This is a genomic window from Pantoea sp. R102 (assembly GCF_004916815.1).
In the GTDB taxonomy this organism is placed as follows: domain Bacteria; phylum Pseudomonadota; class Gammaproteobacteria; order Enterobacterales; family Enterobacteriaceae; genus Pantoea; species Pantoea dispersa.
In genome coordinates this window covers 34,292-57,800 of the sequence record NZ_SDFT01000014.1, presented here as the reverse complement: position 1 = coordinate 57,800, position 23,509 = coordinate 34,292, and the positions used below count along the sequence as shown (strand labels likewise).

At 54.0% G+C, this 23,509-nt stretch carries 25 protein-coding genes and 1 pseudogene; 14 read left to right on the top strand and 12 right to left on the bottom strand.

Annotated features, from left to right (window positions below):
- Positions 1-109: 109 nt before the first annotated feature.
- The 5 genes from ERD80_RS02190 (at position 110) to ERD80_RS02170 (ending at position 3,702) form a co-directional block, all read left to right on the top strand.
- Positions 110-1,213 (top strand): AI-2E family transporter, encoded by a 1,104-nt coding sequence (locus tag ERD80_RS02190; protein ID WP_058769423.1) that lies wholly within the window; start codon positions 110-112, stop codon positions 1,211-1,213.
- Between the two features lie 261 nt (positions 1,214-1,474).
- A complete protein-coding gene (locus ERD80_RS02185) occupies positions 1,475-2,635 on the top strand; it encodes a diguanylate phosphodiesterase (protein WP_136545628.1) in 1,161 nt (386 codons plus the stop codon).
- Between the two features lie 66 nt (positions 2,636-2,701).
- The gene (locus tag ERD80_RS02180) at positions 2,702-2,983 is read left to right on the top strand and encodes a hypothetical protein (RefSeq protein WP_125311782.1); all 282 of its coding nucleotides are present in this window, start codon (positions 2,702-2,704) and stop codon (positions 2,981-2,983) included.
- A 180-nt stretch (positions 2,984-3,163) separates the two neighbouring features.
- Positions 3,164-3,424: a hypothetical protein gene (locus ERD80_RS02175; protein ID WP_021508609.1), complete on the top strand. Its 261-nt coding sequence runs from the start codon at positions 3,164-3,166 to the stop codon at positions 3,422-3,424.
- 80 nt (positions 3,425-3,504) lie between these two features.
- Entirely contained in the window at positions 3,505-3,702 is a 198-nt protein-coding gene (locus tag ERD80_RS02170) for a hypothetical protein (protein ID WP_058769419.1), read from the top strand.
- A gap of 32 nt (positions 3,703-3,734) precedes the next feature.
- Here ERD80_RS02170 and ERD80_RS02165 read toward each other — a convergent pair whose 3' ends face one another.
- From ERD80_RS02165 to ycgZ, 3 genes are all read right to left on the bottom strand, one after another.
- On the bottom strand, positions 3,735-4,001 hold the full coding sequence (locus tag ERD80_RS02165) for a biofilm development regulator YmgB/AriR family protein (RefSeq protein WP_136545627.1): 267 nt from the start codon (positions 3,999-4,001) through the stop codon (positions 3,735-3,737).
- Positions 4,002-4,134: 133 nt separating this feature from the next.
- Positions 4,135-4,404 (bottom strand): hypothetical protein, encoded by a 270-nt coding sequence (locus tag ERD80_RS02160; protein ID WP_136545626.1) that lies wholly within the window; start codon positions 4,402-4,404, stop codon positions 4,135-4,137.
- Positions 4,405-4,503: 99 nt separating this feature from the next.
- On the bottom strand, positions 4,504-4,746 hold the full coding sequence (ycgZ, locus tag ERD80_RS02155) for a regulatory protein YcgZ (protein WP_021508613.1): 243 nt from the start codon (positions 4,744-4,746) through the stop codon (positions 4,504-4,506).
- 312 nt (positions 4,747-5,058) lie between these two features.
- Between ycgZ and ERD80_RS02150 the strand changes: the two genes are divergently transcribed.
- Positions 5,059-5,298 (top strand): biofilm development regulator YmgB/AriR family protein, encoded by a 240-nt coding sequence (locus tag ERD80_RS02150; RefSeq protein ID WP_021508614.1) that lies wholly within the window; start codon positions 5,059-5,061, stop codon positions 5,296-5,298.
- A gap of 221 nt (positions 5,299-5,519) precedes the next feature.
- Here the strand turns inward: ERD80_RS02150 and ERD80_RS02145 are convergent, their stop codons facing one another.
- Entirely contained in the window at positions 5,520-5,780 is a 261-nt protein-coding gene (locus tag ERD80_RS02145; protein WP_031279895.1) for a hypothetical protein, read from the bottom strand.
- A 67-nt stretch (positions 5,781-5,847) separates the two neighbouring features.
- On the opposite strand from ERD80_RS02145, the gene ERD80_RS22375 reads away from it, so the two are divergent.
- Positions 5,848-5,988 carry a hypothetical protein gene (locus tag ERD80_RS22375; protein WP_168926247.1) on the top strand — a complete coding sequence of 47 codons (141 nt, stop codon included), beginning with the start codon at positions 5,848-5,850 and terminating at the stop codon, positions 5,986-5,988.
- Here ERD80_RS22375 and ERD80_RS02140 read toward each other — a convergent pair.
- A complete protein-coding gene (locus ERD80_RS02140; protein WP_136545625.1) occupies positions 5,980-7,443 on the bottom strand; it encodes a sugar porter family MFS transporter in 1,464 nt (487 codons plus the stop codon). The genes ERD80_RS22375 and ERD80_RS02140 overlap by 9 nt on opposite strands.
- Positions 7,444-7,785: 342 nt before the next feature.
- Here ERD80_RS02140 and ERD80_RS02135 point away from each other — a divergent pair, with 342 nt between their 5' ends.
- The gene (locus tag ERD80_RS02135; protein ID WP_168926246.1) at positions 7,786-8,361 is read left to right on the top strand and encodes a TetR/AcrR family transcriptional regulator; all 576 of its coding nucleotides are present in this window, start codon (positions 7,786-7,788) and stop codon (positions 8,359-8,361) included.
- A gap of 23 nt (positions 8,362-8,384) precedes the next feature.
- On the opposite strand, the gene ERD80_RS02130 is transcribed toward ERD80_RS02135, so the two are convergent.
- A complete protein-coding gene (locus ERD80_RS02130) occupies positions 8,385-9,065 on the bottom strand; it encodes a BPL-N domain-containing protein (protein ID WP_248295811.1) in 681 nt (226 codons plus the stop codon).
- 299 nt (positions 9,066-9,364) lie between these two features.
- Positions 9,365-9,820, bottom strand: a complete 456-nt coding sequence (locus ERD80_RS02125) for a MarR family winged helix-turn-helix transcriptional regulator (RefSeq protein WP_136545624.1) — start codon at positions 9,818-9,820, stop codon at positions 9,365-9,367.
- Positions 9,821-9,897: 77 nt separating this feature from the next.
- Between ERD80_RS02125 and ERD80_RS02120 the strand changes: the two genes are divergently transcribed.
- Complete coding sequence (locus ERD80_RS02120) at positions 9,898-10,977, top strand: NAD(P)/FAD-dependent oxidoreductase (RefSeq protein WP_136545623.1); 1,080 nt, start codon at positions 9,898-9,900, stop codon at positions 10,975-10,977.
- A 390-nt stretch (positions 10,978-11,367) separates the two neighbouring features.
- Positions 11,368-14,601 carry an autotransporter domain-containing protein gene (locus ERD80_RS22370; RefSeq protein WP_168926245.1) on the top strand — a complete coding sequence of 1,078 codons (3,234 nt, stop codon included), beginning with the start codon at positions 11,368-11,370 and terminating at the stop codon, positions 14,599-14,601.
- A gap of 260 nt (positions 14,602-14,861) precedes the next feature.
- Here ERD80_RS22370 and ERD80_RS02095 read toward each other — a convergent pair whose 3' ends face one another.
- From ERD80_RS02095 to ERD80_RS02085, 3 genes are all read right to left on the bottom strand, one after another.
- The gene (locus ERD80_RS02095) at positions 14,862-15,083 is read right to left on the bottom strand and encodes a hypothetical protein (protein ID WP_136545622.1); all 222 of its coding nucleotides are present in this window, start codon (positions 15,081-15,083) and stop codon (positions 14,862-14,864) included.
- A gap of 150 nt (positions 15,084-15,233) precedes the next feature.
- Positions 15,234-15,659, bottom strand: coding sequence for a cell envelope integrity TolA C-terminal domain-containing protein (locus ERD80_RS02090; RefSeq protein WP_236569491.1), 426 nt, complete (start codon positions 15,657-15,659; stop codon positions 15,234-15,236).
- 361 nt (positions 15,660-16,020) lie between these two features.
- Entirely contained in the window at positions 16,021-17,565 is a 1,545-nt protein-coding gene (locus tag ERD80_RS02085) for a methyl-accepting chemotaxis protein (protein ID WP_136545621.1), read from the bottom strand.
- An 811-nt stretch (positions 17,566-18,376) separates the two neighbouring features.
- Here ERD80_RS02085 and ERD80_RS02080 point away from each other — a divergent pair.
- Positions 18,377-18,514, top strand: a pseudogene (locus tag ERD80_RS02080) (integrase); the annotation flags it as partial.
- Positions 18,515-19,034: 520 nt separating this feature from the next.
- Here the strand turns inward: ERD80_RS02080 and ERD80_RS22965 are convergent.
- The gene (locus ERD80_RS22965; RefSeq protein WP_282183354.1) at positions 19,035-19,169 is read right to left on the bottom strand and encodes a hypothetical protein; all 135 of its coding nucleotides are present in this window, start codon (positions 19,167-19,169) and stop codon (positions 19,035-19,037) included.
- Positions 19,170-19,332: 163 nt separating this feature from the next.
- On the opposite strand from ERD80_RS22965, the gene ERD80_RS02070 reads away from it, so the two are divergent.
- Both ERD80_RS02070 and ERD80_RS02065 read left to right on the top strand, forming a co-directional pair.
- On the top strand, positions 19,333-19,896 hold the full coding sequence (locus ERD80_RS02070) for a TetR/AcrR family transcriptional regulator (protein ID WP_136545620.1): 564 nt from the start codon (positions 19,333-19,335) through the stop codon (positions 19,894-19,896).
- A gap of 365 nt (positions 19,897-20,261) precedes the next feature.
- Positions 20,262-20,924 (top strand): glutathione S-transferase, encoded by a 663-nt coding sequence (locus ERD80_RS02065; RefSeq protein ID WP_136545619.1) that lies wholly within the window; start codon positions 20,262-20,264, stop codon positions 20,922-20,924.
- A 233-nt stretch (positions 20,925-21,157) separates the two neighbouring features.
- On the opposite strand, the gene ERD80_RS02060 is transcribed toward ERD80_RS02065, so the two are convergent.
- Positions 21,158-21,772 carry a histidine phosphatase family protein gene (locus tag ERD80_RS02060; RefSeq protein WP_136545618.1) on the bottom strand — a complete coding sequence of 205 codons (615 nt, stop codon included), beginning with the start codon at positions 21,770-21,772 and terminating at the stop codon, positions 21,158-21,160.
- Between the two features lie 575 nt (positions 21,773-22,347).
- Here ERD80_RS02060 and ERD80_RS02055 point away from each other — a divergent pair.
- Complete coding sequence (locus tag ERD80_RS02055) at positions 22,348-22,743, top strand: hypothetical protein (protein ID WP_136545617.1); 396 nt, start codon at positions 22,348-22,350, stop codon at positions 22,741-22,743.
- Positions 22,744-23,509 lie beyond the last annotated feature (766 nt).

Genomic DNA, 23,509 nt, shown 5'->3' with positions numbered 1-23,509 from the left:
ATCGGGACAGCTTTTCATCCTGCACGCCTTGCCTTGCGCGCTAAAAACATTACATTCCGCAAAAGCCGTTCTATAGTTCATTCGCTACGTTTATCTGCGAGGCTTTTGCATGCGTGTTAAAGGGTTAAATATCGGTTTCTTTATAGTGATTCTGGCGATTGTCACGATCGCCTTTTTTGATGTGCTGGCGCCCTATTTCTCCGCCATTTTGTGGGCGGCGATTCTGGCGGTGATCTTTGCGCCACTGAAATCACTGCTGCGGCGTAAAATGGGCGACCGCAACGGGCTGGCCTCTTTTGTGACCTTACTGATTATCTGCCTGATCGTGTTCACGCCGCTGGCAATCATCACCTCGTCGCTGGTGGTTGAGATCAATACGGTGTACACCAAGCTGCAAACCAATTCCGCGCAGTTCCCGACGGTGTTTGCCTCGCTGCTGCAGCATCTGCCGGAGTGGGCACAAACCTGGCTGGCGGATCACGATCTGAACAATGCCGCACAGATTCAGCAAAAACTCTCCGGCTTTGCGCTGAAGGGCGGACAATATATGGCGGGCAGCGTATTCCTGATCGGTAAAGGGACCTTCACCTTCACCGTGGGCTTTGGCGTGATGCTTTATCTGCTGTTTTTCCTGTTGAAAGACGGCGCCTGGCTGGTCGGGCTGATTCTCGAAGCGCTGCCGCTCTCCACCTATGTTAAGCACCATCTGCTGATGAAATTTGCCGCCGTATCGCGCGCGACGGTCAAGGGCACGGTGGTGGTGGCCGTGGTTCAGGGGGTGCTTGGTGGCTTTGCCTTCTGGATCACCGACATCGACGGCAGCCTGCTGTGGGGTGCGCTGATGGCGTTCCTGTCGCTGATTCCAGCAGTCGGCTCGGCTATCGTCTGGGTGCCAGCGGCCATCTTCTTCTTCGCCACCGGTGCGCTGTGGAAAGGCCTGTTCCTGGTGGGCTTCTTCGTTATCGTGGTCGGGCTGGTGGACAATATCCTGCGTCCGCTGCTGGTCGGCAAAGATACCAAAATGCCGGATTACCTGATCCTGATTGCCACGCTGGGCGGCATGGAAGTGTACGGCATCAACGGCTTCGTGATTGGCCCCTTGATCGCTGCCCTGTTCATCGCCTGCTGGAATCTGCTCTCCGGCCGCGACAACCGGGAAAACGTCGAAGAGATCGACGAAGAGTTTATCGAAGAGGGTAAAACCCGCGAGTAGCAGCGGTATAAGAGCTAAAGACCTGCTGACGGGCCACTATCGCTCACTGGCAGGCTCATCCGAAGCGGCGCTTTAAAGCGCCGCTTGTCTTTTCAGCGCGGCCGCCAGGCTGTCCTCAGCACCTTTTCCGACCTTTGACTCGCGCCTTCCCCCTTTTACCGGGCTCAAACAGCCGCTGGGCAGCGCTCAGCCCGGACGTTTCACAATTTAACCCATGCTGCTAAGGTGTCAGAGGACAATCGCGACAATCTGGAGCGTATAATGCTTACAACAATAATTTATCGCAGCCACATCTCTGAAGATGTTCCCGTCAATATCCTGCCGGAGATGGTGGCAAAAGCGAGTCTGCTCAATGCAGAGCATCATGTTACCGGCATCCTGCTGTTTAACGGCACGCACTTTTTTCAAATCCTGGAAGGGCCGGAGCAAGGCGTTCTGGCAATCTACGCCCGCATCTGTGCCGACCAGCGTCATCACAATGTGGTCGAGCTGATGCGCGACTACTCCCCTTCGCGGCGTTTCGGTAATGCCGGCATGGAGCTGTTCGATTTGCGTACTCACCACAGCGGCAGTGTGCTGCAGGCGGTGCTCGATCGCGGCACGTCGAAATATCAGCTGACCTATGACGATCGCGGGCTACAGTTCCTCAGAACCTTTGTCGAAGCGCGTGAAAAAGAGAACTACTTTGAAGTGCCGCCAGCTGATTGCTGGGAGTTCATCCCCGCAGAAGGGCAATCTCCCGCGCCAGCCAGTGGCGTCACTTTCCGCCCTGTGGTTGATCCCCTTGGCCGTGAAGTGACGGCCATTGAGGCGATTCCGCACGCGCAACCCGCCGGACTCGGGGAACATGAGCGTTACACTCATGACCTCAACGTGGTGACAGACGCACTGCATAAAGCCGGCCAGGCCTGTCCCGATGGCATGACGCTGTATATCAGTATCCTGCCGATGACGCTGGTTTGTCTTCCCAATGCGGTAAGTCAGCTGGTCAGCGCCATCGCGCAGGCGGAGCTGGTGCCGCAGCAAATCATTCTTGGCGTGAGCGAAACGGAAGTCATCTCCCGGCTCGAAGACTTTTCCACGGCGGTCAGACAGCTGAAAGAGGCAGGCATCAGCCTTTCAATTGATAACTTTGGCGACGGCTCGGCCGGTCTCTCTTTACTGGCGCACGTCCAGCCTGACCGGGTACGTATCGGCGCAAATATTGTACGTGATATTCATCGTAGCGGCCCGAAGCAGGCGGTGATGCAGGCGGTCATCCGCTGTTGTTCGGCGCTGGAAATTAACGTCATTGCAGCCGGTATTGAGCGTCCCGAAGAGTGGATGTGGCTGGAGGCGGCCGGGATCATCGATTTCCAGGGCAGCCTGTTTACGCCTGAGGGCGGCGCCGTGGCATGGCCTGAAAGCCGCGAGGCGATCTGAAAGCGGTTAAGCCTGACGACGCAGAACGTGTGAAGAGATAAAACGTCAGGCTCACAGGAGAAGACAATGCTGAGCGATGCCCGACTGCAGTTTATATCCAGCCATCCGGAGGAGAACGAACCGGAGGCGGTCTCCATGGCGCGCGAGTTACTTCGGTACCGCAGTGCGCTGGCCCAGCCATGGGCTGTGGTGGAGGGACTGGGTGTGAAGTACGTGGAGGACGGTAACGGGGCGATGATCTGGCCGGCGCGTTACTGCGAACGCGGCGACACCTTACTTTATCGTCTGGATCAGACGGCTTCAGAAGTCAGCGGGCGCGCTGAAGCTGCGGATCCCGTCAGAAAGTAGCGCCGTGATGGCCGGCGCGAACGCAAATGTCATCTTCTTTGCAACGCCGGCAACTCAATATGCTGATCATTGCGCCGATAACCCGCGTCCGGCTTCTTTTAGCGGAGTTTGATGTGCTCAATGTGTCCGGGTGAGATTCCTGTGGTAAGCTCGTTGCCCTAACCGCAGCCGGACAGACTGATGAAAAACAATTTTGACGATAAAATGGCGGATATCATCATTGGAGAAGCCGTAACGGCGTTACTTGATGATAACGTCGCCATAAGCTGGGCGGCCCTTAACGACAGGCTGCAGGCGATGCTTGACCGCGAAACAGACAGTGACCGCATTCGTGCTGTGCTGCGTGTCATTGAGGACGTCAGACGGGAAATGGAGATGAGCGCGGTGAAGAAAGAGGCGTTCACTGCCGGGCATTTTTCTTTTTCCGGCAAGCTGCACTGATCGCTACCTGACAATCTGCCGCGCCTGACGCTGTGGTTTCTGCTATACTGTATGCTTATCCACCAACGGATGGAGGTCATTTGAGCGATGACACCACCGCCGAAGATATCTACGCCGTTATTGGAACGGTTGTGGCACGCCTTCTTAAGCCGGACCAGCACCTGACACTTCAGGATATCACCCATGCCCTGCATCATCTTGGCGAAACGGCAAGCGAAGATAAACAGCGGCAAGCCTGTTTAAATGCCATCAGTATGCTTGTGAAGCAGATGCACTAAGCTTAATGCACTGCTCCTGCTTACTAACCTTTTCAGAACCCTTCATCATCCGGCGTTCTGCCGACCACGATTTCAAGCACGTTGCGCAGTACATCCAGTTTGACAATATCGGTAGTCATCTCAAGCTCTGCGATGAGATACAGGATGATGGTTTTGCTCGTCACTTTTTGGCCATGGATGACGATATCGCGAATTACGGCATCCAGGGCCGCGGCTTCGGCTGCATAGCGCTCACCGCCGCTGCGAAAATGGTGAATAAGGGCCGCTTCCGCGCTGAATGGGTGTTCGTTGGTTTGCATGTGTCGTTATCCATAAACCGGGCGTTGCTGACAGCCCGGTGGTCGCCAAAAAATCGGCCATCCTGAGATGGCCATGTTATGCCGGGCGTCCTGCCACACTCCGGTTAATCACGAGATCGTACCGTCCCTGTCATTAATGCTTTTTACCAGCCCTGGGTTGTGGCATCCCGCCCAGAGCAGCCATCGGCTTTTCACGATTTTCCCGGGCTGCTGACTGCATCTGCAGCTCTCTGATGGCGATCCTGATCGCCTCCAGACGATCGGGATTAAATTCCTCTGCGGCCATTGACCGGAGTCGGGCTGAAACGGTCGCCACATTGATTCGTTCATTATTATCGAGCAGCCTGACCACCGCCTCGCCCAGAACGATTTCGGTTAAACGTTCAATTTGACTTCTCTGCATGCCCACCCCCTGCGGGACTGTGCCCTTTCGGACAAGTGGCTGACCCTTCCCGGGTCATAAAGCGCATGCTGCAGGTACCACCGATTATCCCTTTTCGTATCAGCGTTCAAACAGCATGCCAATCAGCGTCTGGTAATGACGCTCTTCTTCATAATTCGCCGCGACCTCAAGGCGTCTCAGCAGTTTGGTGCAGATCGCCTTACGGTTGAGGTTTTTTCCTGCGCGCAGGATCTCAACGACAATCTGCCCCAGCGTTTCCTGCTGAGTAGGTGCTGTCGCTCTGCTGAAATAGCGGGCAATCTCACTGGCGCTGTCTGGAAATTTTGCAACATTCTGACGCATGATGAACCCCTCGAATGGTTAAAATACCGTCGCTTCTCTCTGTGCGTAAACTTATACAAAGAAATAAAACTTGTACAGCAATACTGTTTCTGTATTAGCTACGTTCTTGTGCAAAAAATGCTAACACCTTAATCTCAGGGGCTTACGCGCTGAAATAACCGGCATGATGGCTGGGTTCAGCGGCAGGAAAAACGGTATCGGTTTGGACAACCCGCTGATTTCCTGACACGGGGAGAGGATTGTTGCTGTACAGACGATATCGTATCGGTTACTTTGCGCCCTACAAGATGATCGTGTGCTGCAGGTGGACAAATGAGAAACAACGGGCTGCCGCCTTGTCACAATACCGGACTAGCCGGTTACTTCAGTCAGGTCACCGATCCCCGCCAGATTGCGCTACTGGGGCGCATCACCGTTGAAATTTTGCGTCAGGAACGTCGGCTGACGCGCACCGCGATCTGTCTCAAGCTTATCGGGCACATCAATGACACGGACGATGACGTCGAAGCGGAACAGGCACGTTCCCTGCTGGCGATGCTGTTTGGTCGCTGATCGTTTGATTCATCCGCTCACCTTCAGCGCGTTGCACATCCGTCGCTAAAGCCCGCATCCGTTGCCACATGCCGCGTTGCCGAAAATCGTTAATACGAGGTTTGATGGTGGTGAAGACGTCATCCCTGACAGTTTTCTCCGGCCGGTACACGCTAACGCGCGTCCGATGAGGTCATCTACGTTGTCGTCTTCCGGCCAGAGCCGGACTACGTCTTATGGCGTCAGTTCTTCTCGTCGTTCAGGCCTGCAAGCGTCTGCAGGTACGGCACATGGATCGCGGCCTGCTCAGGCTCATCAAAGCTTCTGAGCCAGCCGATCGCCTCTGAAATCGCGGACAGGCGTGTGTCGCTGCCGCCAGCGCGTTTCATGTGTCTGAGCTCGTCGATAAGCGTATTAACGCTGATCTTCTTTTTGCCCAAAGCCAGGCTTAGTGCCGCTTCGCCAATAATGACGTGCCCTTTCCCGTCGTGTTGAATAGACAAATTTACTTCCTCCATTTCACGTTGATGAGAACCTCACGTCACACTGTAGACCCTATTGAGCGAACCGGTGCAGGCAAGTTCTGAAATGAAGCCTGTAACAGGATTTATTTTAGCGAGCATGAAAAATGCCGCGGCGGGTGCCGCGACAAAGGTTTCTGTCGGCAGGCGCTGGCGCAACCTGCCGCAGCATGACGACGATTCAGCCTGATGACGCGGCTTGATCCGCAGGTTCACCAAAATGCTCGCGCATGTGGGATTCAATTTCTTCCAGTGATTTCCCCCGGGTTTCCGGCAACATCACGGCAATAAACACCAGGGAAGCCACGTTGATTGCGGCAAAGATAAAGAACGCCTTATTACCAACCAGCGACAGCAAAGGCGGAAATGCCAGCGCCACCACGGCGTTGCATATCCACTGAAACGCTACCGCTGAACCGGTTAATACCCCGCGAACTTTCATCGGAAATAACTCCGACATCAGCAGCCAGTAAACCGGGGAAATGCACATCTGCATAAAGAACAGGAACACCAGAATACACGCCAGCGCCAGCAGGCTTTGCGTCAGGCTTTGTGGCATGAGAACCAGCACCGCGCCCAGCGCCAGCTGCATCGCAATCACCACCGCCAGCCCGGTCATCAGCATCGGGCGCCGGCCGAAATGACTGATGGCTTTAATGCCGGCAAAGGTGGCCAGTACCGATACCACCCCGTTGCCGATGGTAGCCGCAATCGAAGCACTGGTGCCCAGCCCGGTACTTTTCAGAATGACTGGCGTGTAATACATGAAGGCGTTGACGCCGGTAAACTGCGCGACGATGCCCATGCCGCAGCCCAGCAGCAGCAGACGCACAATCCATTTCTCTTTTAACAGTTCGCGTGCGGGTGGCCCCTGACGGGCTTCGCGGGCATTCTGCCGCATCTCTGCCATCTCTTTTTTAATCTCGCGCGGATTTTCCCGCAGTTTGCGCAGGATACGCAGCGCCTCATTAAAACGCCCTTCCGCCACCATCCAGTGCGGTGAGGCCGGGACAAAAAAGGTGCCAATAAACAGCAGAATGCCGGGGATCATCGCCAGCGACAGCATATAGCGCCACATGCCCGGATCGTGCAGTAGCAAACTCATGGCGGCGCTGACGACGTAAGCCAGCAGTTGCCCTGACACAATCATCAGTTCGTTGCGGCTGACCAGCGGTGCCCGGCGCTTAGGCCCGGCAATTTCAGCGATAAAGACCGGAACCGTTGACGATCCGCCGCCCACCGCGAAACCCAGAATAAAGCGCATCACCACCATGATTTCCAGATTCGGCGCAACCGTGGTGCCTAACGCCCCGGCAATGAACAACAGGGCAAGGCTGCGTAACGTGATACGGCGACCAAAGCGGTCCGAGACATAACCGCTGATGAACGCGCCGAGCGCGGAGCCAAAGGTGAGCGCAGAGGTCACCAGCCCTTCGGTAAATGGCGTGAGATCGAGACCGCCCTGCGCGGCGGGCAGCGTCATGTAGGGCAGCGCGCCGGAAATAATGCCGGTGTCGTAGCCAAACGCCAGCGCGCCCATCGTGGCGACTAACACCACAAAAAACAGGCGCTGCTGAACAGTAAACGTCAGGCTGCCGCCATCATCTGATTGAGACTGCGAAGGATTTTGCTTGCTATCGTCCATGGGTGATTCAAGACCTGGTCAATGACGGGATAAAAAGGAGGTTTGAGTATAGTCAGAAACGAGAAAGTGTGAGGCCGGTCACGATTTTTACCGGATGGCGACGGAATAAAATCCTGCACCGCCCTGACTGCACAGCCCATGTTTGCGCCGCAGCCGCGCCCTCGCACTGCGCTCAAACCCTGGCTGGCCTGCTGCAATCCCGCCCCCGACAGGGGGAAAATTTTCTGCTAAGGTACGCTGGCTGGTTAATGAGAAACACGCTAAGGCGTAACGCAGAAAGGCAGGTCCGGCGACAGGTTGCTGAATTAACGTTCAGGAAAACGGTGTCTTTTAAGGTTGAACGTGAAAAAAGAAACGGTTAAGAAAAATATCATTCTCGCGGCGCTGCAGCTTTTTCGGGAGCGCGGCTTCAACAATGTTTCAACCCGCGATCTGACCAATACGCTGGGCATATCCCGCAGCCATATCTACCACTATTTCAAAAACTGGGATGCGCTGAGGCTGGACTCGATTGCTTTCATGCTGGATGAGGACGTTGCCGCTTTCTCTGTAGAGAGCGAAAAGAGGGATGATTCACAGCATGACGCCTTTTTTCGTGCGCTGGTGGATTATCTCCTGCCAGACGGGCCGGCTTCTCACTGGTTGATCTACCTCGAGTTGTGGCCGCTGGCGGCAAGGGATAAGCAATTTGAGCAGCTGCTGCTCTCCAGTACTCAGACGTGGACGGCGATCATCCGTCAGGGCTTATCCGGCCAGGCATTTAGCCACCTCAGCGAAGCAGGTAAAGACGAGGTGGCGCGTAATCTTCACGCCCTGATTGACGGTTACTCAAGCGCGCTTATTCTTAACTACTCTGCGGATAAGCGGACACATTTTTTTCTTGAGATAATGGCCGCCTTGCAGAAACTTTGTCGCTAGCGGGGATTTTTCCACATAGCCGCTTACCTCCCGGACTTTAAATCATTAATCAGTCTGGCCATCTTGCTGCCGGCTGAGGTGTAGGCCGGATTGTTTTTCTCCGGCGCCATCCAGCTTTCATCCGCTTCCGGATGCGGTCCGCTCAGGAGCACCGTGCCTTTACCGTAAGTATATTTCGCCAGCGCGATATCACCGTTGGCATAGCGCGCCAGAGCGACGAAGCCGTGCGCGTCTTCGGCATTCAGGTAAGGACCATCCTGATAATAAAATTTTTCGGTTTTCCCCTGCCAGACAACATCGACAACGTAATCGCCTTCGTCGGGTATGTTAGTCCCCTTGCGCATGACTTCAGAGTCCAGCGATGAGGGGATCAGCCCCAGCCAGTTTTCATCGGCCAGATACGCGCCCATGCACAATCCGAGAAAGCTTTTTCCATTGCGGACAAATTTGCGTATGGCCTCAGCCCCTTCGTCGCCCAGCGCAGCAAAGGCGCCGGGGATGTCCTGCCCGCCGCCGGGCTGGATGTACACATCAAAACTGGCGAGATTATCCTCCGTGACCTTTATTTTTTCCTGCTCTCCGACATAGGCGATGTCCAGCGGCAGACCACTCTGTTCCAGCGCTTTACGGACCATTTCGGAGCAGCCCGGACAACCGGCACCGCCGCGATAGATAGCGACATGGGTGACGGCAGCACTGGCCATATTCGCGGTGGCTAACCCACCGGCAAACAGAATGGCAGCATACGTCAGAAGGTTCTTCATCAGATAACGCCAGAAACAGGAGGAGGCTCTCAGTAACATTGTTTTCACCATCAGCGGCAGGACCAGGCTCAAAATTAGAGCGACTGCTCAATTTAGGGCCAGCACGAAGAGGCTGTCAACAGCCTGACAGCGCGAAAAATACAAACCCCTGTTTTAATTAGTCTTTCACATGATCCCGTCAACGGCTGCCGCGATTGTGCCGGTTGCAGAAGGAGTGTCTGAACCTGACCGGCCGGGAATTATTCGATAAAACCGCTGGCAGACTGCCGTAACCGCCCGGTGATAGCGATCAACCCTTCGATGTCTTCCGGCGTCAGCAAATCGAGGAAATTTCGCCGCACGCCCGCGGCATGTATCGGCCGCGCTGTAGCAAGCAGCTGGCTCCCTGCCTCTGTCATGCGGACTGAAATCCCTGCGCGAGTCGCGCGGCTGCGCTGTACCAGATCCCGGGCGGCCATACGTGAAAGCTGGTGCGATAGCCGCGACTTGTCCCACTCAAGGTATTCCAGCAGCTCACGCTGCAGCAGTACGCCCTGCGGACTGCTGTTGATTTCCATCAGGATCATGAAATCCGGACCGGACAACCCGGTCGCCTCATTGATCTCTCTGACAATGCGTCCGGTGATGACTTCAGCAAGCCGGCGATATCCGCGCCATGCCTGCCACTCTGCGTCTGAAATCTCTGTGCTGCTCATTATTCATCCCGTGGCGTAGTTGATATGTCAACTTTGTGATTATACAGTATCCACTTTCACATTGGGGAAGAACAGACATGTCGGACAAACTGACTATCGCTATTGTGGGCGGCGGCCCGGCAGGCCTCACGGCGGCCGTGATTCTTCAGCGCCACGGTTTTAACGTAACGGTGTTTGAGGATGAGCCGGCGGATGCTGCGCGGAGTCAGGGCGGCTCGCTTGATTTGCATGCTGACAGCGGCCAGGCGGCGCTGCGCAGAGCGGGCCTGCTGGAGCAGTTCATCAACATCGCCAGGCATGAGGATCAGGAAAGCCGGATGCTGAATTACCTTACCGGAGACATTGAGGTCGACAGATTCACGCCGGAAGGTGAAATGGATAAACCGGAGATCGATCGCGGCGAGTTGAAAAACCTGCTGCTGAGCGCCCTGTTACCGCAGACCCTGCAGTGGGATCACAAACTGCATTACGTTGACTATGGCCGGCAAAAAGCGCACGGGCTGGTGTTCAGAAACGGCAGGCGCTACGAAGCCGATATCGTGATTGGTGCTGACGGTGCCTGGTCGCGGGTCCGCAGTTACCTGACGCCGGTACGTCCGGTTTATACCGGCATTACCTTTTTCGAAGGCTGGATAGATCACCCGTCCGACCAAATCAACAGCATTGCCGGCAACGGGACCGCGTTCAGTTTTGGCGGTGCGCAGGCGCTGGTCACGCAACGCAACGGCGGCGGGAGGATTTGCGTCTATGCGGCGATGAAGCGCGCCCCTGATGTCATCGATCAACACCAGGCCTCCTCCGGCCTCACCGCCTGGGTGCGCGACAGCTACCGCGACTGGGCCGCTTCCCTGCAATTGGTGGTGAACGCCACCGGTGACTATGTCAGACGCCCGATTTACAGCCTGCCTGCCGATTTTGGCTGGGCACCGCGGCCGGGCATCACCCTGATTGGCGATGCCGCTCACCTGATGCCGCCGGTTGGCGTCGGAGTCAACCTGGCGATGCTTGATGCTTCAGACCTGGCTCTGGCACTGTGCGAGTCCTCGCACCCGCAGAACGGACTGCGCTCTGCGGAGCCCCTGATTATGGAACGCGCACGCGACATGATGCCTGATGCAATAGCGGGGTTTCAGAACTGGTTCGATGAGAAAGCCTGAGCCGATGTGACAGCATGAGTTCAGACAACGCACTCGCGTATTATTGCCTAACCCGCGTGATAGCCGGTTTTTACTCCCTTAATTACGCTTTTGTCATCGTCGCTTCCCGGTAACATAAAAAACATAAAAATATTAATCATCTCTGGGTAGCGCATGAATGCTTCTTTAACCGCCGGGCGTATTTACGCCTGGCTGATAACGGCTGCTTTTTTTTGGGGTATCACTCCGTCAGCCTCAGCGTTATCTAACGGCTGTGCTACCGTCAATGCCCTGTCAGGTTCCACCTCTCTGTCCTATAGCGCCAACAGGTATCCTGCCTCGGACTTTACCGCTGGCGACGCGTTGACGCTGAGCTTTACCGACAGCGGTTCTGCTGTGGGCGGCACTCCCATGAACGCCGACAGTCTGAGCGTGGCCCGTTTTGACCTGAGTAATGCTCAGACTTACAACGCCGTAAACTCAACGACAACCTCTTCCCACACCGTGACAATCACCGTGCCGGCCGGCAGTCTGGAGGCCAACGGGCTGGCCGTGCGGGTTACCACCTCGCATGGACAGATCAGTAACCTCGTATTTAACTGTACCAGTGCAACATCGTCATCCAGCGATGCCACGTTGTCAGGTCTGTCATTGTCTGCCGGCGCGCTCTCACCCTCTTTCAGTGCCGCCACCAGCAATTACAGCGCATCGGTTAACTTCGATGTTTCGTCGGTGACGGTAACGCCGGTGGTGAATGAAAGCCATGCCACGGTGACAGTCAATGGCTCATCAGTGGCTTCGGGTTCGGCCTCGCAGGCCATCGCGCTGAACGTCGGAAGCAACACTATTTCCGTGGTGGTGAGCGCGCAGGATGGCACCACCCGCGGGTACAGCATCAGCGTGACCCGTGCAGAAGCGCCGCCAGCGTCGGCAAACAGCAGTTCAACCGTTGCGGCCAACAGCACCAATAACACTATTTCGCTGGCGCTCAGCGGTGGGGCGGCGACGTCGGTAACTCTCGTAACGCCTCCGGCGCACGGTAGCGCCACGGTTTCAGGTACTGACGTGATGTATACGCCGGCAGCAGGTTATTCCGGCAGCGACAGCTTTGTCTGGCATGCCGCAAATGGGGGTGGAACCTCTGCGGATGCTACCGTAACGCTGACTGTCAGCGCTCCCGCGCTGGCGCTGTCACCGGCATCGGGTGCGCTGTCCGCCGCGACGGTCGGCAACACCTGGTCGCAGACGCTCACCGCCTCAGGCGGCACGGCTCCGTATACCTGGAGCAGCAACGCTTTGCCGCCTGGCCTGTCGCTGAACGCATCCGCCGGTACGTTGTCCGGAACGCCCGCAGCGGCAGGAAATTATCACTTCCAGGTCATCGCGACGGACGCCCTAGGCGCCAGCGGCTCCGCCAGCTACACGCTGACTATCAACGCTGCGGCCCCCTCAGCCAGCACCAGTGCCGCCACGGTCGCCGCCAACAGCAACAACAATACGCTGCCTCTCAGCCTTTCCGGCGGCGTCGCGACGTCCATTACCATCATTACTCCACCTTCACACGGCAGCATTACCGTATCCGGCACCAGCATAACGTACCAACCTGCTGCAGGATTCTCGGGAAGCGACAGTCTCACTTACACCGCCAGCAACAGTAGCGGAACTTCCAATAGCGCGCAGGTTTTAATCAGCGTGTCGCAGTTCGTCCTGACGCTTTCGCCACCCGGCGGAACGCTGCAGCCTGCAACCGCCGGCAGCGACTGGACAACAACAGTGACCGCAGCAGGCGGGACGGCACCCTATTCCTTCAGCGCGCTTAACCTGCCAGCAGGCATCAGCCTGGACAGCCCGACAGGCAAACTCTCAGGCACACCTGAGGCAGCCGGGAATTATCGTTTTCAAATCACCGCAGCAGACAGCCTGGGTAACCGCGGCACAGCCAGTTATACCCTGGCTGTCACGGCAGCTACGCAGTCAGTCCTGCAGCTACAACCCGCAGGCGGTCAGTTGCCACCAGCTGAAGCAGGAAAAATGTACGCACAGACTTTCAGCGTGACGGGAGGAGCTGCGCCCTATCGCTGGCTGTCTGGCGGAACGCTGCCTGCGGGCATGGCGTTCGCTGATGGACAGCTCAGCGGCGTGCCACAGGCAGCCGGTAATAGCCAGTTCAGTGTTCAGGTTACCGATGCTGTCGGCGCTACCCTGCGGGTTAATTACACGCTGTCGGTGACGGCTGCCGGGCCTCAGGCCACTGACCACAGCGCCACGCTTGTTGCCGGTCAGTCGGTCATGGTGAACCTGACCAGCGGTGCGACAGGCGGTCCGTTTACCGGCGCGCAGTTGCTTGATCAACCGGAAAGCAGTCTCGGCAAAGCGGAAATACATGCGTCGGGAAGTGAGTTTCAGCTGTTTTTCACCGCAGCCGCACAGGCCAGTGGCAGCGTCGCACTGCGCTATGTGCTGACCGGCCCTGCCGGCACAACGCCGCCGGCCAGCGTGACGTTGACTATTACCGCCCGTCCCAATCCTGCGCAGGACGCAGATGTCATTGGTCTGGTCAGCGCTCAGTATCGTGCCGCGCAGAGTTTCGCTCGCGCGCAGCTACGAAACTTCAGCGACAGGCTGGAACAGTTACACAGCGGCGGCGAGCTCCCTTCGGACATCAACGGCATCCGCTTTTCGCTGCCATCGGCTCAGGCAGAGCATGATGCTGACGAGAAAATGTGGGCAACCGCGTGGCAGCAGAAAGCCTTCAATGATCACCGTCCGGCGCAGCCCTCTCTCCCCGCGCTGCCCTTCTCCACCGGCAGGCAGGTACAGCGCCTGTCTTACTGGACAGGGGGCTATGTTGATTTTGGTGGTGATAAAGCCGGCGGCGTGCATTTCAGTCATACCACCGTGGGCGTGTCTACCGGTGCCGACTACCGCTTCACTTCCGCCGTCGCGGCAGGATTAGGTATTGGTTTTGGCCGTGACGTCAGCGACATTGGCGACAGCGGCACGCGGACCAACGGGCGCGCATTCAGCACAGCACTGTATGGCAGCTATCATCCAGGGACGTTCTTCGTGGACGGCCTGCTTGGGCATGGCGTGATGGACTTCGATAGCAAACGCGTCATCACCGGCACCTCCAGTGAAGCTCGCGGCAGCCGTTCCGGACGGCAGATTTTCGCTTCGCTGACCTCAGGCTATGAATTGCGAACCACAGACAGCCTGTTATCACCTTATGGCCGCCTGCAGTATTACCGCACATGGCTTAATGGCTACAGTGAGTCCGGCGCAGGCGCATATAGTCTGGCTTATGCCCCGCAAATGGTTTCTCAGATCATTGGTGGCGCCGGGCTGCGCGGTGAGCATCGGGTAACAAGCGGTCAAATCGCGCTGCGCTTGCAGGGCCGTGTGGAGTATGCGCAGACACTCAGCAACAATGGTATCGCTCGCGTGGGTTATGCTGATACGGGCAACGACACGTGGCGAGTACCGCTGACCGAGCCAAGCCGCCAGACGTTAACGGCAGGCACCGCGGTCGATTTTCTGCTGCCGCACAATATCACGCCCGGAATCGCTTACCAGGGAACGCTGGGGCTTGATGCACAGCGAACCCGCGACCAGATGATTATGATTCGGGTGAATATTGGATTCTGAGTAGAGAGTTGCGGGGTTGGATAACTTACTGATGAGGCAAAGACTCATCACAAAGCAGAAGACACCAGTTGGAAGCTGCAGCTACTCAGTTCCATACACTGTCGATGTAAAGCCCAGCCTCTGACAGCAAAACCTAAAAAGCGTCCTTCGCGACGCTTTTTCATATTTATAAGACTTATTTCTGGCCAGGGCTAAATCAGACATCGCTCTCAGCCAGTCGCAAAAGATTATCACCCGGCTTTGAATATGCCCGGCGCGGTTTACTGTTGCTGTTGCTTTTGTTCCGCCTCTTTCTGTTTTTTGGCGGCCATGTGGTGGCCCACCGCGCAGCCAGCTGCCGCACCGGCAACGCCATGATGAACCAGATGACCTGCCACGCCGCCAGCGACAGCGCCTTTCAGGCAGCCTTTTGCCTCTGCCTGGGCGCTAACAACTAAAAGAAGGCCTGCCGCTGCCAGGGCCGCAATCCACTGTTTTTTCATTGCCGTAAATCTCCATAAAGATACGTGTTATGTCGGTGATGCTGAGCATAGCCTGGCCGGGCTGACGGCGTGATATACAGCGGTTAAACGGCGAACTTTGTTACCTATGGTTACGCTTATGCAGCAACGCTCTGATCAGGACAAAGCCAGTCAGGGTGCAAAACGCACCGGTATCTTTTCTTTCAGATACGCAGGCCGCATGGGAAAGGTGTTGGCATCTATCGCCTGCTTTACCGCATCGATAGCGACGGCGCACAGATCAGCATCTCCGCCCTGCGCAGTGACGTTTGTCGGTGGCTGACCTAAGGGTTGCGTAATGACCAAATCACAGGTCTTACCGTGATATAAGTTCGCGTCAAAAAACCGATACTGTATTGCGGTAACGGCCTGACAAAGCCACAGATGAGTATCTTTATTTGCTATTTGCGAGTAGGTTTGCGATTCGCACTCGCTTCTTATCTCGGAAGCGGTTGGAAACCTGAATGACTGCCTTGCTGTTTGTTTAGTATGGGACTGGCAGCCGACGAATAACATGACGGCGATAAGTGAGAGTGTTTTTTTCATCATGGCATCCATGCAGATCATTTATGCATTTATAGCATCCCGGACAGATTGCGGAAACCGTGCCTGCTATCGGGTTGCTTTCGCATTGGCAGCGAATACTCACAACCCAGCAACCGACCGCATTATAGATGTGAGAATAAACAGCGTAACGTCTCAAGCCAATTCGCAGACCCCATCAAAGGTTGCGAAATAAGGCCAGCGTGTTTTGGCCAGCCTGACATGGCGGGGTAGGTTTCTGTTGAAAGGTTGGGACGGCTGCAGAATAAATTCAGCAAACATCTTTCCGCCCCACCCGACTCAATCCCCAATATGCACGTGATTTATTGAGCGTCTTTAGTCTGATTTCTACTCAGGAACGCTGAGCCCTTTTACGTCAGACACGAAATGTGTCCACCATCCCCCGCAGAGCGTGCGCCTGCTCAGAGAGAGACTGAGACGCCGAAGAGGACTCTTCAACCAGCGCAGCGTTATTCTGCGTGACACCATCCATCTGACTTACCGCAATGCTAACCTGAGAAATGCCCTGCATCTGTTCTGAAGAAGCCAGTGAAATATTATCCATGGCCTCTGCCAGTTCGCCCACCATGCTGACAATCTTCAATATGCTCTGCCCTGTACCTGCTGCCACCTCAACGCCGCTTTCGACCTGCTCAACGGCCTGTTCAATCAGCTGTTTGATGTCGCGAGCAGCATTTGCACTGCGCTGTGCAAGCGTTCTGACTTCACCGGCAACCACGGCAAAACCGCGTCCTTCTTCACCTGCCCGGGCGGCCTCCACCGCTGCGTTGAGCGCCAGAATGTTGGTCTGGAAGGCAATGCTTTCGATCACGGAGGTGATGTCCCGTACCTTTGTCGCGCTCAATGAGATCTCATTCATGGTTTCAGACATACGCTGTACGTCGGCCTCACCTGCGCGTGCCAGCGTTGCCGCATCCCGGGCAGACCCAGCGGTCTGCTGCGCGCCGGCCGTATTACTTTTCACGGTGGCGGTAAGCTGCTCCATACTGGCCGCAGTTTCCTGCAGTGCTGCAGCCTGTTCCTCGGTGCGGGATGACAATTCTGTATTGCCCTGTGATATCTCATCCGCCGCCAGCGCCACTGAAGCAGCAGAGTCTTTTATCTTTGACACCAGACCACGCAGGTTTGCCTGCATGTTATCCAGAGAAGCCATCAGGCTGGTACTGTCATTGTTTCGCAGCGTTACAGGCGTCGTCAAATCGCCAGAAGCAATGGTTGCCGCAAGAGTCTGCGCCTGTACAGGCTCGCCGCCCAGCTGACGCATCAGTACGCGAATGGTCATAACGCACGTTCCCACTGCCAGCAGTGCTGATGCGGCCGCGAGCAACATCAGGATCAGCGATGCCCGGCGTGTCGCCTGACTGTTGGTTTCAACAGCGGACTGCGTATTTTTCATCTGGACCAGCGTCATGTCATTAAGCGCTTTGAGCAAGGTACTCTGCACCGGGCGCGTGACGTTCAGCAGATAGGCAGTGGCTTCCTCAGCACGATTTTCAAGCCCGAGCCGGCCAGCCTGCTTCAGCGACGCAAGTGCAGGCTCCTCAGCTTCAGTAATGCGGCTCATGACTTCCCGCCCCTGCGGTGTTGAATCCTCCTGCATCACCTCAGCCAGAGCCTTACGGCTGGCTATATACTGCGCTTCTTGTTTTTGTACGCGCTCCCATTCAGGCTTCATTGCCTCAATATCTGTTAAGAGCGCCAGGTTACGAACCGCAATGCCCATATCCCTGATGCTGCCACGCATATCCAGCACCAGCTGATACTTTTTCATTTTGACGTTAACCGCATCGTCCATACCTTTGCTCGCATTACTCAGGGCGTTGAGCGCAATGCCGGTACAGATAATAAAAAGTACAACAAGCAGGCCAAAGCCCGTTGCAAGTCGGGTGGATATTTTCATATTAATTCTCGCTGTAAGTAGATGAGAGTGTCAGATATGAATGTGTTATCGGCATTGTGTGACGCAGATTCATCACCCGGAATGGTTAATTTTAAAATTCATTTCAGACCTGTCGTTCAGATTGACGCAGCTACACATCGCTATATTAGTGACATTCTCAATATAAAATTAACCAACGAATTTTTGAGAGAAATAATTCTTGCATGCAAATAATCAATACCTCGCTCATAACCGTCCGCACCAGGAAATTTTTCACCGATATGCTACCGCTGACACCCTGTTCTTTTCCTGACGCAATAATTCTGGCAACGTTCAGGAGCGATAACCAATAAATTGATTTTAATGGAAAAAATAATGAATGAATTTTCTTCAACTGACCTGCAATCCTGCCAACGCTAAACACCTGTTATCATCCAGCCGTAACGCCACGAAACCAGAACGAGAAAAATAGCCCGCAAAGTTTTTATAAAAGGTTAATTATTATTTACCATCCCCGCTTAACAGGTGACAGGTTGATATTAACGGCCGTAAGTATTTAGCAGGAATGGCCTGACGCGATCCCGAGTCAGGTGCCATAATTATTTCTAAAATATTTTCAATGAATATCGTCATCCGCGCCTGACTGACAGCGGTTCAGAAAATCTGTCTGGCAGGAAACATCGCATCTATCCTGAATGGTCAGGTTAACGTATATAATTCCTGTCTAAAAAGGCATCGCACGTTGACTGTCAGCGGGAATAATTCATCAGGGTGCTTATGCCTCAGTGAGCTGGCGTTTCGCCTTGTCATGTTGTGCTCTGGCATCAGCACAGAGATGGGCGGATGAGAGAGCATCGAAATGGTTCAGCGCTATGCTCACCTGGCACCGAATCATCTGACAGAGCATGCGAGGCAAATTGACGCGACTTTTGGCAGTCGTGTCCCAAATCTGTCCCACGGGAAATTTTGAAGGCTGGAGGAGGTTGTTAAGTGATTGATTTTATTTGGCACGCCCTACAGGATTCAAACTAATACAACAAGAACATGATTTTTAAGGAATATATTGCATTCTATTTTTGTTCATACCCCCAAAAACACCCCCATCTGATCAATGTCTCACATATGCCCACTATTCATGATGAAATAACTAGCTGAATTATAGTGTTCGTAAACAAACTTCCTGTATGTATAAAACTGGGTAGAAAATGAATTGCTTAATAAAGTAACCCGGCTTTTTAACGCCATTCAGAATGCATTTAACCACAAACGAATTTAGGTTCCTTTTGCCAGCGGCTACACAGGTGTGGTATTTGCATAAACCAGGATGGGATCCACTGGTGACAAATCTTGCCGATTTTACGCACATCTGATCTAGGCAGCTCAACATGGCAGGCGAAAAACATTTTTATTCATTGAATTCAACAATTTAATAAGATCTTAGCCGCCACCATGAAAATGCAAAAATCAGCCGTTTTCCGCGAGGTCGCCGCTTAAGCCTGTTTCAGTGAGTCTTCTGCGAGCGTGACTATCACGTTGACGTCCGGGTTGGTGGCTGCGATGCGATCGAGATGCGCATGCATCACTTCTACCGGCGAAACGTCGCGGTTACGTATCATGCTGGCCAAGTCGGTAGCATCTGTATAATAAATTTCTTTGCTCATAATAAACACTCGATTCGATAAACTAACTATCAGTTGATAGGCAGGATTAAGACCCGTTAAATCAGGCTGTCAACACCTACCTAACAAATGTTAGAATTGTTACCTGAGCTACAGGAGAAGAGAAATTATGAGCAAAACATCCCGTGACGAAATTCTCAACGCAGCCCGGCTGGTGGCGCAGGCGCACGGCTACACCGGCCTGAACATACGCGGACTGGCCGACGAGGTGGGAATTAAGGCTGCCAGCATTTACTACCACTTCCCCAGTAAGGCCGAGCTGGGTGCAGCGGTAGCCCGGCGTTACTGGGAGGACACCGCGCGCGACCTTGAACTACTGAGGGAAAGTGAAGGCGATGCGCTGAAAAGTCTGCGCCGCTACCCGCAGATATTTCGCCGGTCACTCGAGAGCGGGAACCGGCTCTGTATGGGGAGCTTTATGTCAGCTGAGTACGATGACCTGCCGCAACCGGTCAGGGATGAGGTGCAAAAGTTTGCTGACATCAACATCGACTGGCTGGCAGGACAGCTGCATGAGGCCGGTATTGCCGCGTCAGGAGAGAGCAGAGTCCGTGCCGGCTCCATTTTTTCTGCCGTTGCCGGCGCGCAGCTGATGGCCAGAAGCCGTAACGATATTCTGCTGTTTGATGAGCTCATTGAGGGCTACAGGCTTGCGGGTCTGCTACCACAGTAAAAATCAGGCGGCCGTCCGCTTCAGCTGGCGTTGCCTGAACCTCTTTCAGAAAATCCATACGGGCGCGCTGCGGTCTGGCATGAAATGGCTGCCACCACTCTGCCGCACAGGCGGGCAAATTAACTCAGGCGCCTCACCGGTTATACCGCGGCTTGTTACGCTATCGCAACAATAGTACTCCTCCCTGCCGGTCCCTTAATCGAATTAAGGACGTCCCGGAAAGATCGAATAAAAAAACTAACAATCGTAAGGTAGGTATTGACAACCATCCTAAACTGCCTCAATCTTGGTCGCATAACTACCTATCGTTAGTTAGTTTTTATTACTTAGACCTGAACTCACTCACACAAAGGAATCAGCTGCTGATGAAAATTTATGACTGGTATGACGGCCCTTATCCCGCACGCGTTCGCATTGCACTTGCTGAGAAAGGACTGCTTTCTGATACAGAGTTTGTACCTGTTAACTTGTGGACGGGCGAACACAAGAAAAACGAATTTCTTGCCATCAACTACTCTGGCACGCTTCCCGTTCTGGAGCTTGATGACGGTACGCTTATCGCAGAGTGTACGGCCATCACGCAGTATCTGGACGCTCTGACTGCATCACGTTCTCTGACGGGCACCACTCCGGCGGAACAGGGCGTTATTCATATGATGACCAAGCGCGCTGAAATTGAGTTCCTTGACGCAGTGAGCGTGTATTTCCATCACGCCACTCCGGGTTTAGGCCCTGAGGTTGAACTCTATCAGAACCCTGAGTGGGGCAACCGGATGCGGGACAAGGCGGTCCGGGGAATGCATTATTTTGACCGCGTTCTACAGAAACAACCTTATGTGGCCGGTGAGAACTTCTCAATGGCAGACATAGCGGTTATCGGAGGGATGATTTTCTCTGCGTTAGTGAACCTGCAGGTACCTTCAGAGTGCACCGCGTTACGCGAGTGGTATGAGCGCATGCAGGCAAGGCCGTCCTTCCAGCAGTGGAAGGCGCTGGTAGAAGAGGAGCGTTTACGCAGAAAGGCGTAATTATTCTGCCGGGCAAATCCGTTTAATCCTCCACACCATCGGTGTGCAGTGGCTGGACCGGGACAGATTAAATGTCACGGTAACTAAAAAAACCGTCCTAAATTACGTCACTGTGCACCGATTATGTCCGCTTCTGGCACAAAGCAGACGGACGTCCGGCTAATGTTCGATATGAGCGAGAAGCGGACATCGTTTTTAAGATAATGTCGCCTAACTCAAACGGCCATCAGAACCTAACGTTCAAGTAGATGTGTGGCAATTCCCCATCTGAGCGCAGTGCATTTTCCATCCAAAAAATCGAAAACGGAGTAACTCGCATTGGGGTGAGCGTACCGGGTAAAGTTATCAATAGTGCCCTCTTTAAGTATTGCCAGCACTCCCTGACTGACATGCCCATGCGACACGATACATACGCACTGATGTTCTTTGGTGCCTTGCAGATTTTGTAAGAAACTTATTACTCGTTGAGTTGCCTGTGCTAATGACTCTCCCTCAGGCGGACAATACTCTGCATCAAATTTGAATAACGCATTTGCATCTTTCGGATGGTGTCGAAGGAGCTGTGCCGTTGACATGCCTTCAAACTGACCAAATGCCTGTTCTTTAAGGGCTGTTTCAGCTACCAATGAGCAACTAAAGCACTTAGACAGGCTCTGTCCCATTTGCCAGGTACGACCAAGTGGAGAAGCGTAAACACGTTCAACCTGGTAATCACTCGCGACAAATGCTGCCAGTAAGGCTGATGTTTGGCGCTCCCCCCGGAGGGTCAACGTACTATCGCTATGCCCCTGAATAACACCTCTCTCATTCCACTCTGTTTCTGCGTGTCGAACAAGAATCACTTTCATCGTTAGTGGACCATGCATGTTGTTGATTTAAATGTCATGGACCAAATATACCAGCCAGCTGTAGCGGAATTCTTTCTGCTCCGGACGAAAAACAGGAAAAAGTTTAGCTGAATGCAACCGGGATGACCTGTCTCACGAAGGATTCATCGAACGAAGATAATGTCCGCTCCTGGCAAAAAGCGGACATTCTGCCTGAGCTTTACTGAATGAGCCTTAAGGTCAGGCCAGCAATGTGTAAGCAAGCTAACACTCCGCGCTTCCCTCACTTTTTCCGCATATATACATGAAAAGTGAGGAGCAGGAGTAAAATTCCGTCCCCTCCCCTCATCACTTCTCACTTATTCCTTACATTTCCGGCAGCTGATAATGGTTATCTCTTCATCGTTGACTGATACCATCCTATGGCTTTCAAACCTGGCCAGCCAGCGACTTTAGTTTTTGCTGACATCCATGCCCATAGCTTTCATGTCATCACGCAGTAATGCACGGGTACACGCATCACCGTTTTCAGCCCGGCCGCGGATAAGCGCTCACAGAGCGGCATAGTTTTCACTCAGGTTCGGGATACTGGATAAATGTGGATCGTGATCATCAACATCGGTAGCCACGTCCTGCTCGGCCAGCGAATGGATTTTCTCACCCTCCTCGTTCCTAAACAGCCTGACCGGCTGCAGGTCATTTGCCCAGCGCTTCGGCTCCTCAGCATCCTTCCTTTTGGTGCAAGACAGAATCAGGGCGATGTTTTCATCCTCGCGCTTCACCTAAAACTCTGCGTCCAGAGCTGCCCAAAGGGGCTGACACCGTTTATTCTTCAGCTTCATCTGTCTACTTTTGGTGGTGTTATAAAATCCCATCTCGTCTGCGATTTTAAAAATGCGCCAGTGAAAGTCACTGCAAGTGGTTTGAATTTGACCAGGCACCTCAACCTGGCAGGTGAAAATCGATTTTACTTATTAATTTCAGAAGCTTAAGAACTGGTCTAATGACACCCCTTGAAAAAAAGTGTACAGGTGATCACGCGATTTATTCAATATTTTCAGTTGGTTAAGTAACCTGCCGCCGCCACCATGAAAATGCAAAAATCAGCCGTTTTCCGCGGGGCCGCCGCCTCGTGGACAGGGTACCCCGCCGGGAGGACCCGCTCATTTTTCCACATCCAGCCAGCCACAGTGATTGATCATCAACAGGCTGGTGGTCGGTTTAGAAAATGAAAGACAAGCTCGAAAGGGTTTTACCCAGATAGTGCAAAACCTTCAGGTTGTTGCAATGACTTCTCAGAAAGGGCGAACACTCTAACACAGCCTAAGCCTTTGATTTGTTCGCGACCGTCACTTTGTCTGCCCTGCGAGAGCTGGCAGACAGATAATTAGTGAATAACTTACTGATTTTAATACGGGTGGTCACAGTGACCACCCGCGTCCCCACTCTTAATTCAGCCCCCAGTTTGAGGTACGCCGGCTATTCGGCCAGGCACAGAGCACGTAAGCTGTTATTTATTCCATTCTTCGTCACTTTGAGTGATGCAGGTCATGCTCTTTACAGATTCATCTTTATGAGAATTCTAGATGTTAGATACTTCCCGGCGCGCTCTGCCAGCATTGGGCCGGTTATATGCCCAGGAGTCGATAGTTTTGTCTGATTAAGGTTTTACCCAAAAAGTGTAAAACCCTGGGTAGCGGCATTGCCGCTCATTTAGCTAACGCTCAACTGGAACTTAAGTCGTTGATTTTTCCATTC

Coding starts and splice junctions, on each gene's coding strand:
- ERD80_RS02190 (WP_058769423.1), top strand. CDS start 110: ATGCGTGTTAAAGGGTTAAATATCGGTTTCTTTATAGTGATTCTGGCG.
- ERD80_RS02185 (WP_136545628.1), top strand. CDS start 1,475: ATGCTTACAACAATAATTTATCGCAGCCACATCTCTGAAGATGTTCCC.
- ERD80_RS02180 (WP_125311782.1), top strand. CDS start 2,702: ATGCTGAGCGATGCCCGACTGCAGTTTATATCCAGCCATCCGGAGGAG.
- ERD80_RS02175 (WP_021508609.1), top strand. CDS start 3,164: ATGAAAAACAATTTTGACGATAAAATGGCGGATATCATCATTGGAGAA.
- ERD80_RS02165 (WP_136545627.1), bottom strand. CDS start 4,001: ATGCAAACCAACGAACACCCATTCAGCGCGGAAGCGGCCCTTATTCAC.
- ERD80_RS02160 (WP_136545626.1), bottom strand. CDS start 4,404: ATGCAGAGAAGTCAAATTGAACGTTTAACCGAAATCGTTCTGGGCGAG.
- ycgZ (WP_021508613.1), bottom strand. CDS start 4,746: ATGCGTCAGAATGTTGCAAAATTTCCAGACAGCGCCAGTGAGATTGCC.
- ERD80_RS02150 (WP_021508614.1), top strand. CDS start 5,059: ATGAGAAACAACGGGCTGCCGCCTTGTCACAATACCGGACTAGCCGGT.
- ERD80_RS02140 (WP_136545625.1), bottom strand. CDS start 7,443: ATGGACGATAGCAAGCAAAATCCTTCGCAGTCTCAATCAGATGATGGC.
- ERD80_RS02130 (WP_248295811.1), bottom strand. CDS start 9,065: ATGGCCAGTGCTGCCGTCACCCATGTCGCTATCTATCGCGGCGGTGCC.
- ERD80_RS02125 (WP_136545624.1), bottom strand. CDS start 9,820: ATGAGCAGCACAGAGATTTCAGACGCAGAGTGGCAGGCATGGCGCGGA.
- ERD80_RS02120 (WP_136545623.1), top strand. CDS start 9,898: ATGTCGGACAAACTGACTATCGCTATTGTGGGCGGCGGCCCGGCAGGC.
- ERD80_RS22370 (WP_168926245.1), top strand. CDS start 11,368: ATGAACGCCGACAGTCTGAGCGTGGCCCGTTTTGACCTGAGTAATGCT.
- ERD80_RS02095 (WP_136545622.1), bottom strand. CDS start 15,083: ATGAAAAAACAGTGGATTGCGGCCCTGGCAGCGGCAGGCCTTCTTTTA.
- ERD80_RS02090 (WP_236569491.1), bottom strand. CDS start 15,659: ATGGATGCCATGATGAAAAAAACACTCTCACTTATCGCCGTCATGTTA.
- ERD80_RS02085 (WP_136545621.1), bottom strand. CDS start 17,565: ATGAAAATATCCACCCGACTTGCAACGGGCTTTGGCCTGCTTGTTGTA.
- ERD80_RS02070 (WP_136545620.1), top strand. CDS start 19,333: ATGAGCAAAACATCCCGTGACGAAATTCTCAACGCAGCCCGGCTGGTG.
- ERD80_RS02065 (WP_136545619.1), top strand. CDS start 20,262: ATGAAAATTTATGACTGGTATGACGGCCCTTATCCCGCACGCGTTCGC.
- ERD80_RS02060 (WP_136545618.1), bottom strand. CDS start 21,772: ATGAAAGTGATTCTTGTTCGACACGCAGAAACAGAGTGGAATGAGAGA.
- ERD80_RS02055 (WP_136545617.1), top strand. CDS start 22,348: ATGTGGATCGTGATCATCAACATCGGTAGCCACGTCCTGCTCGGCCAG.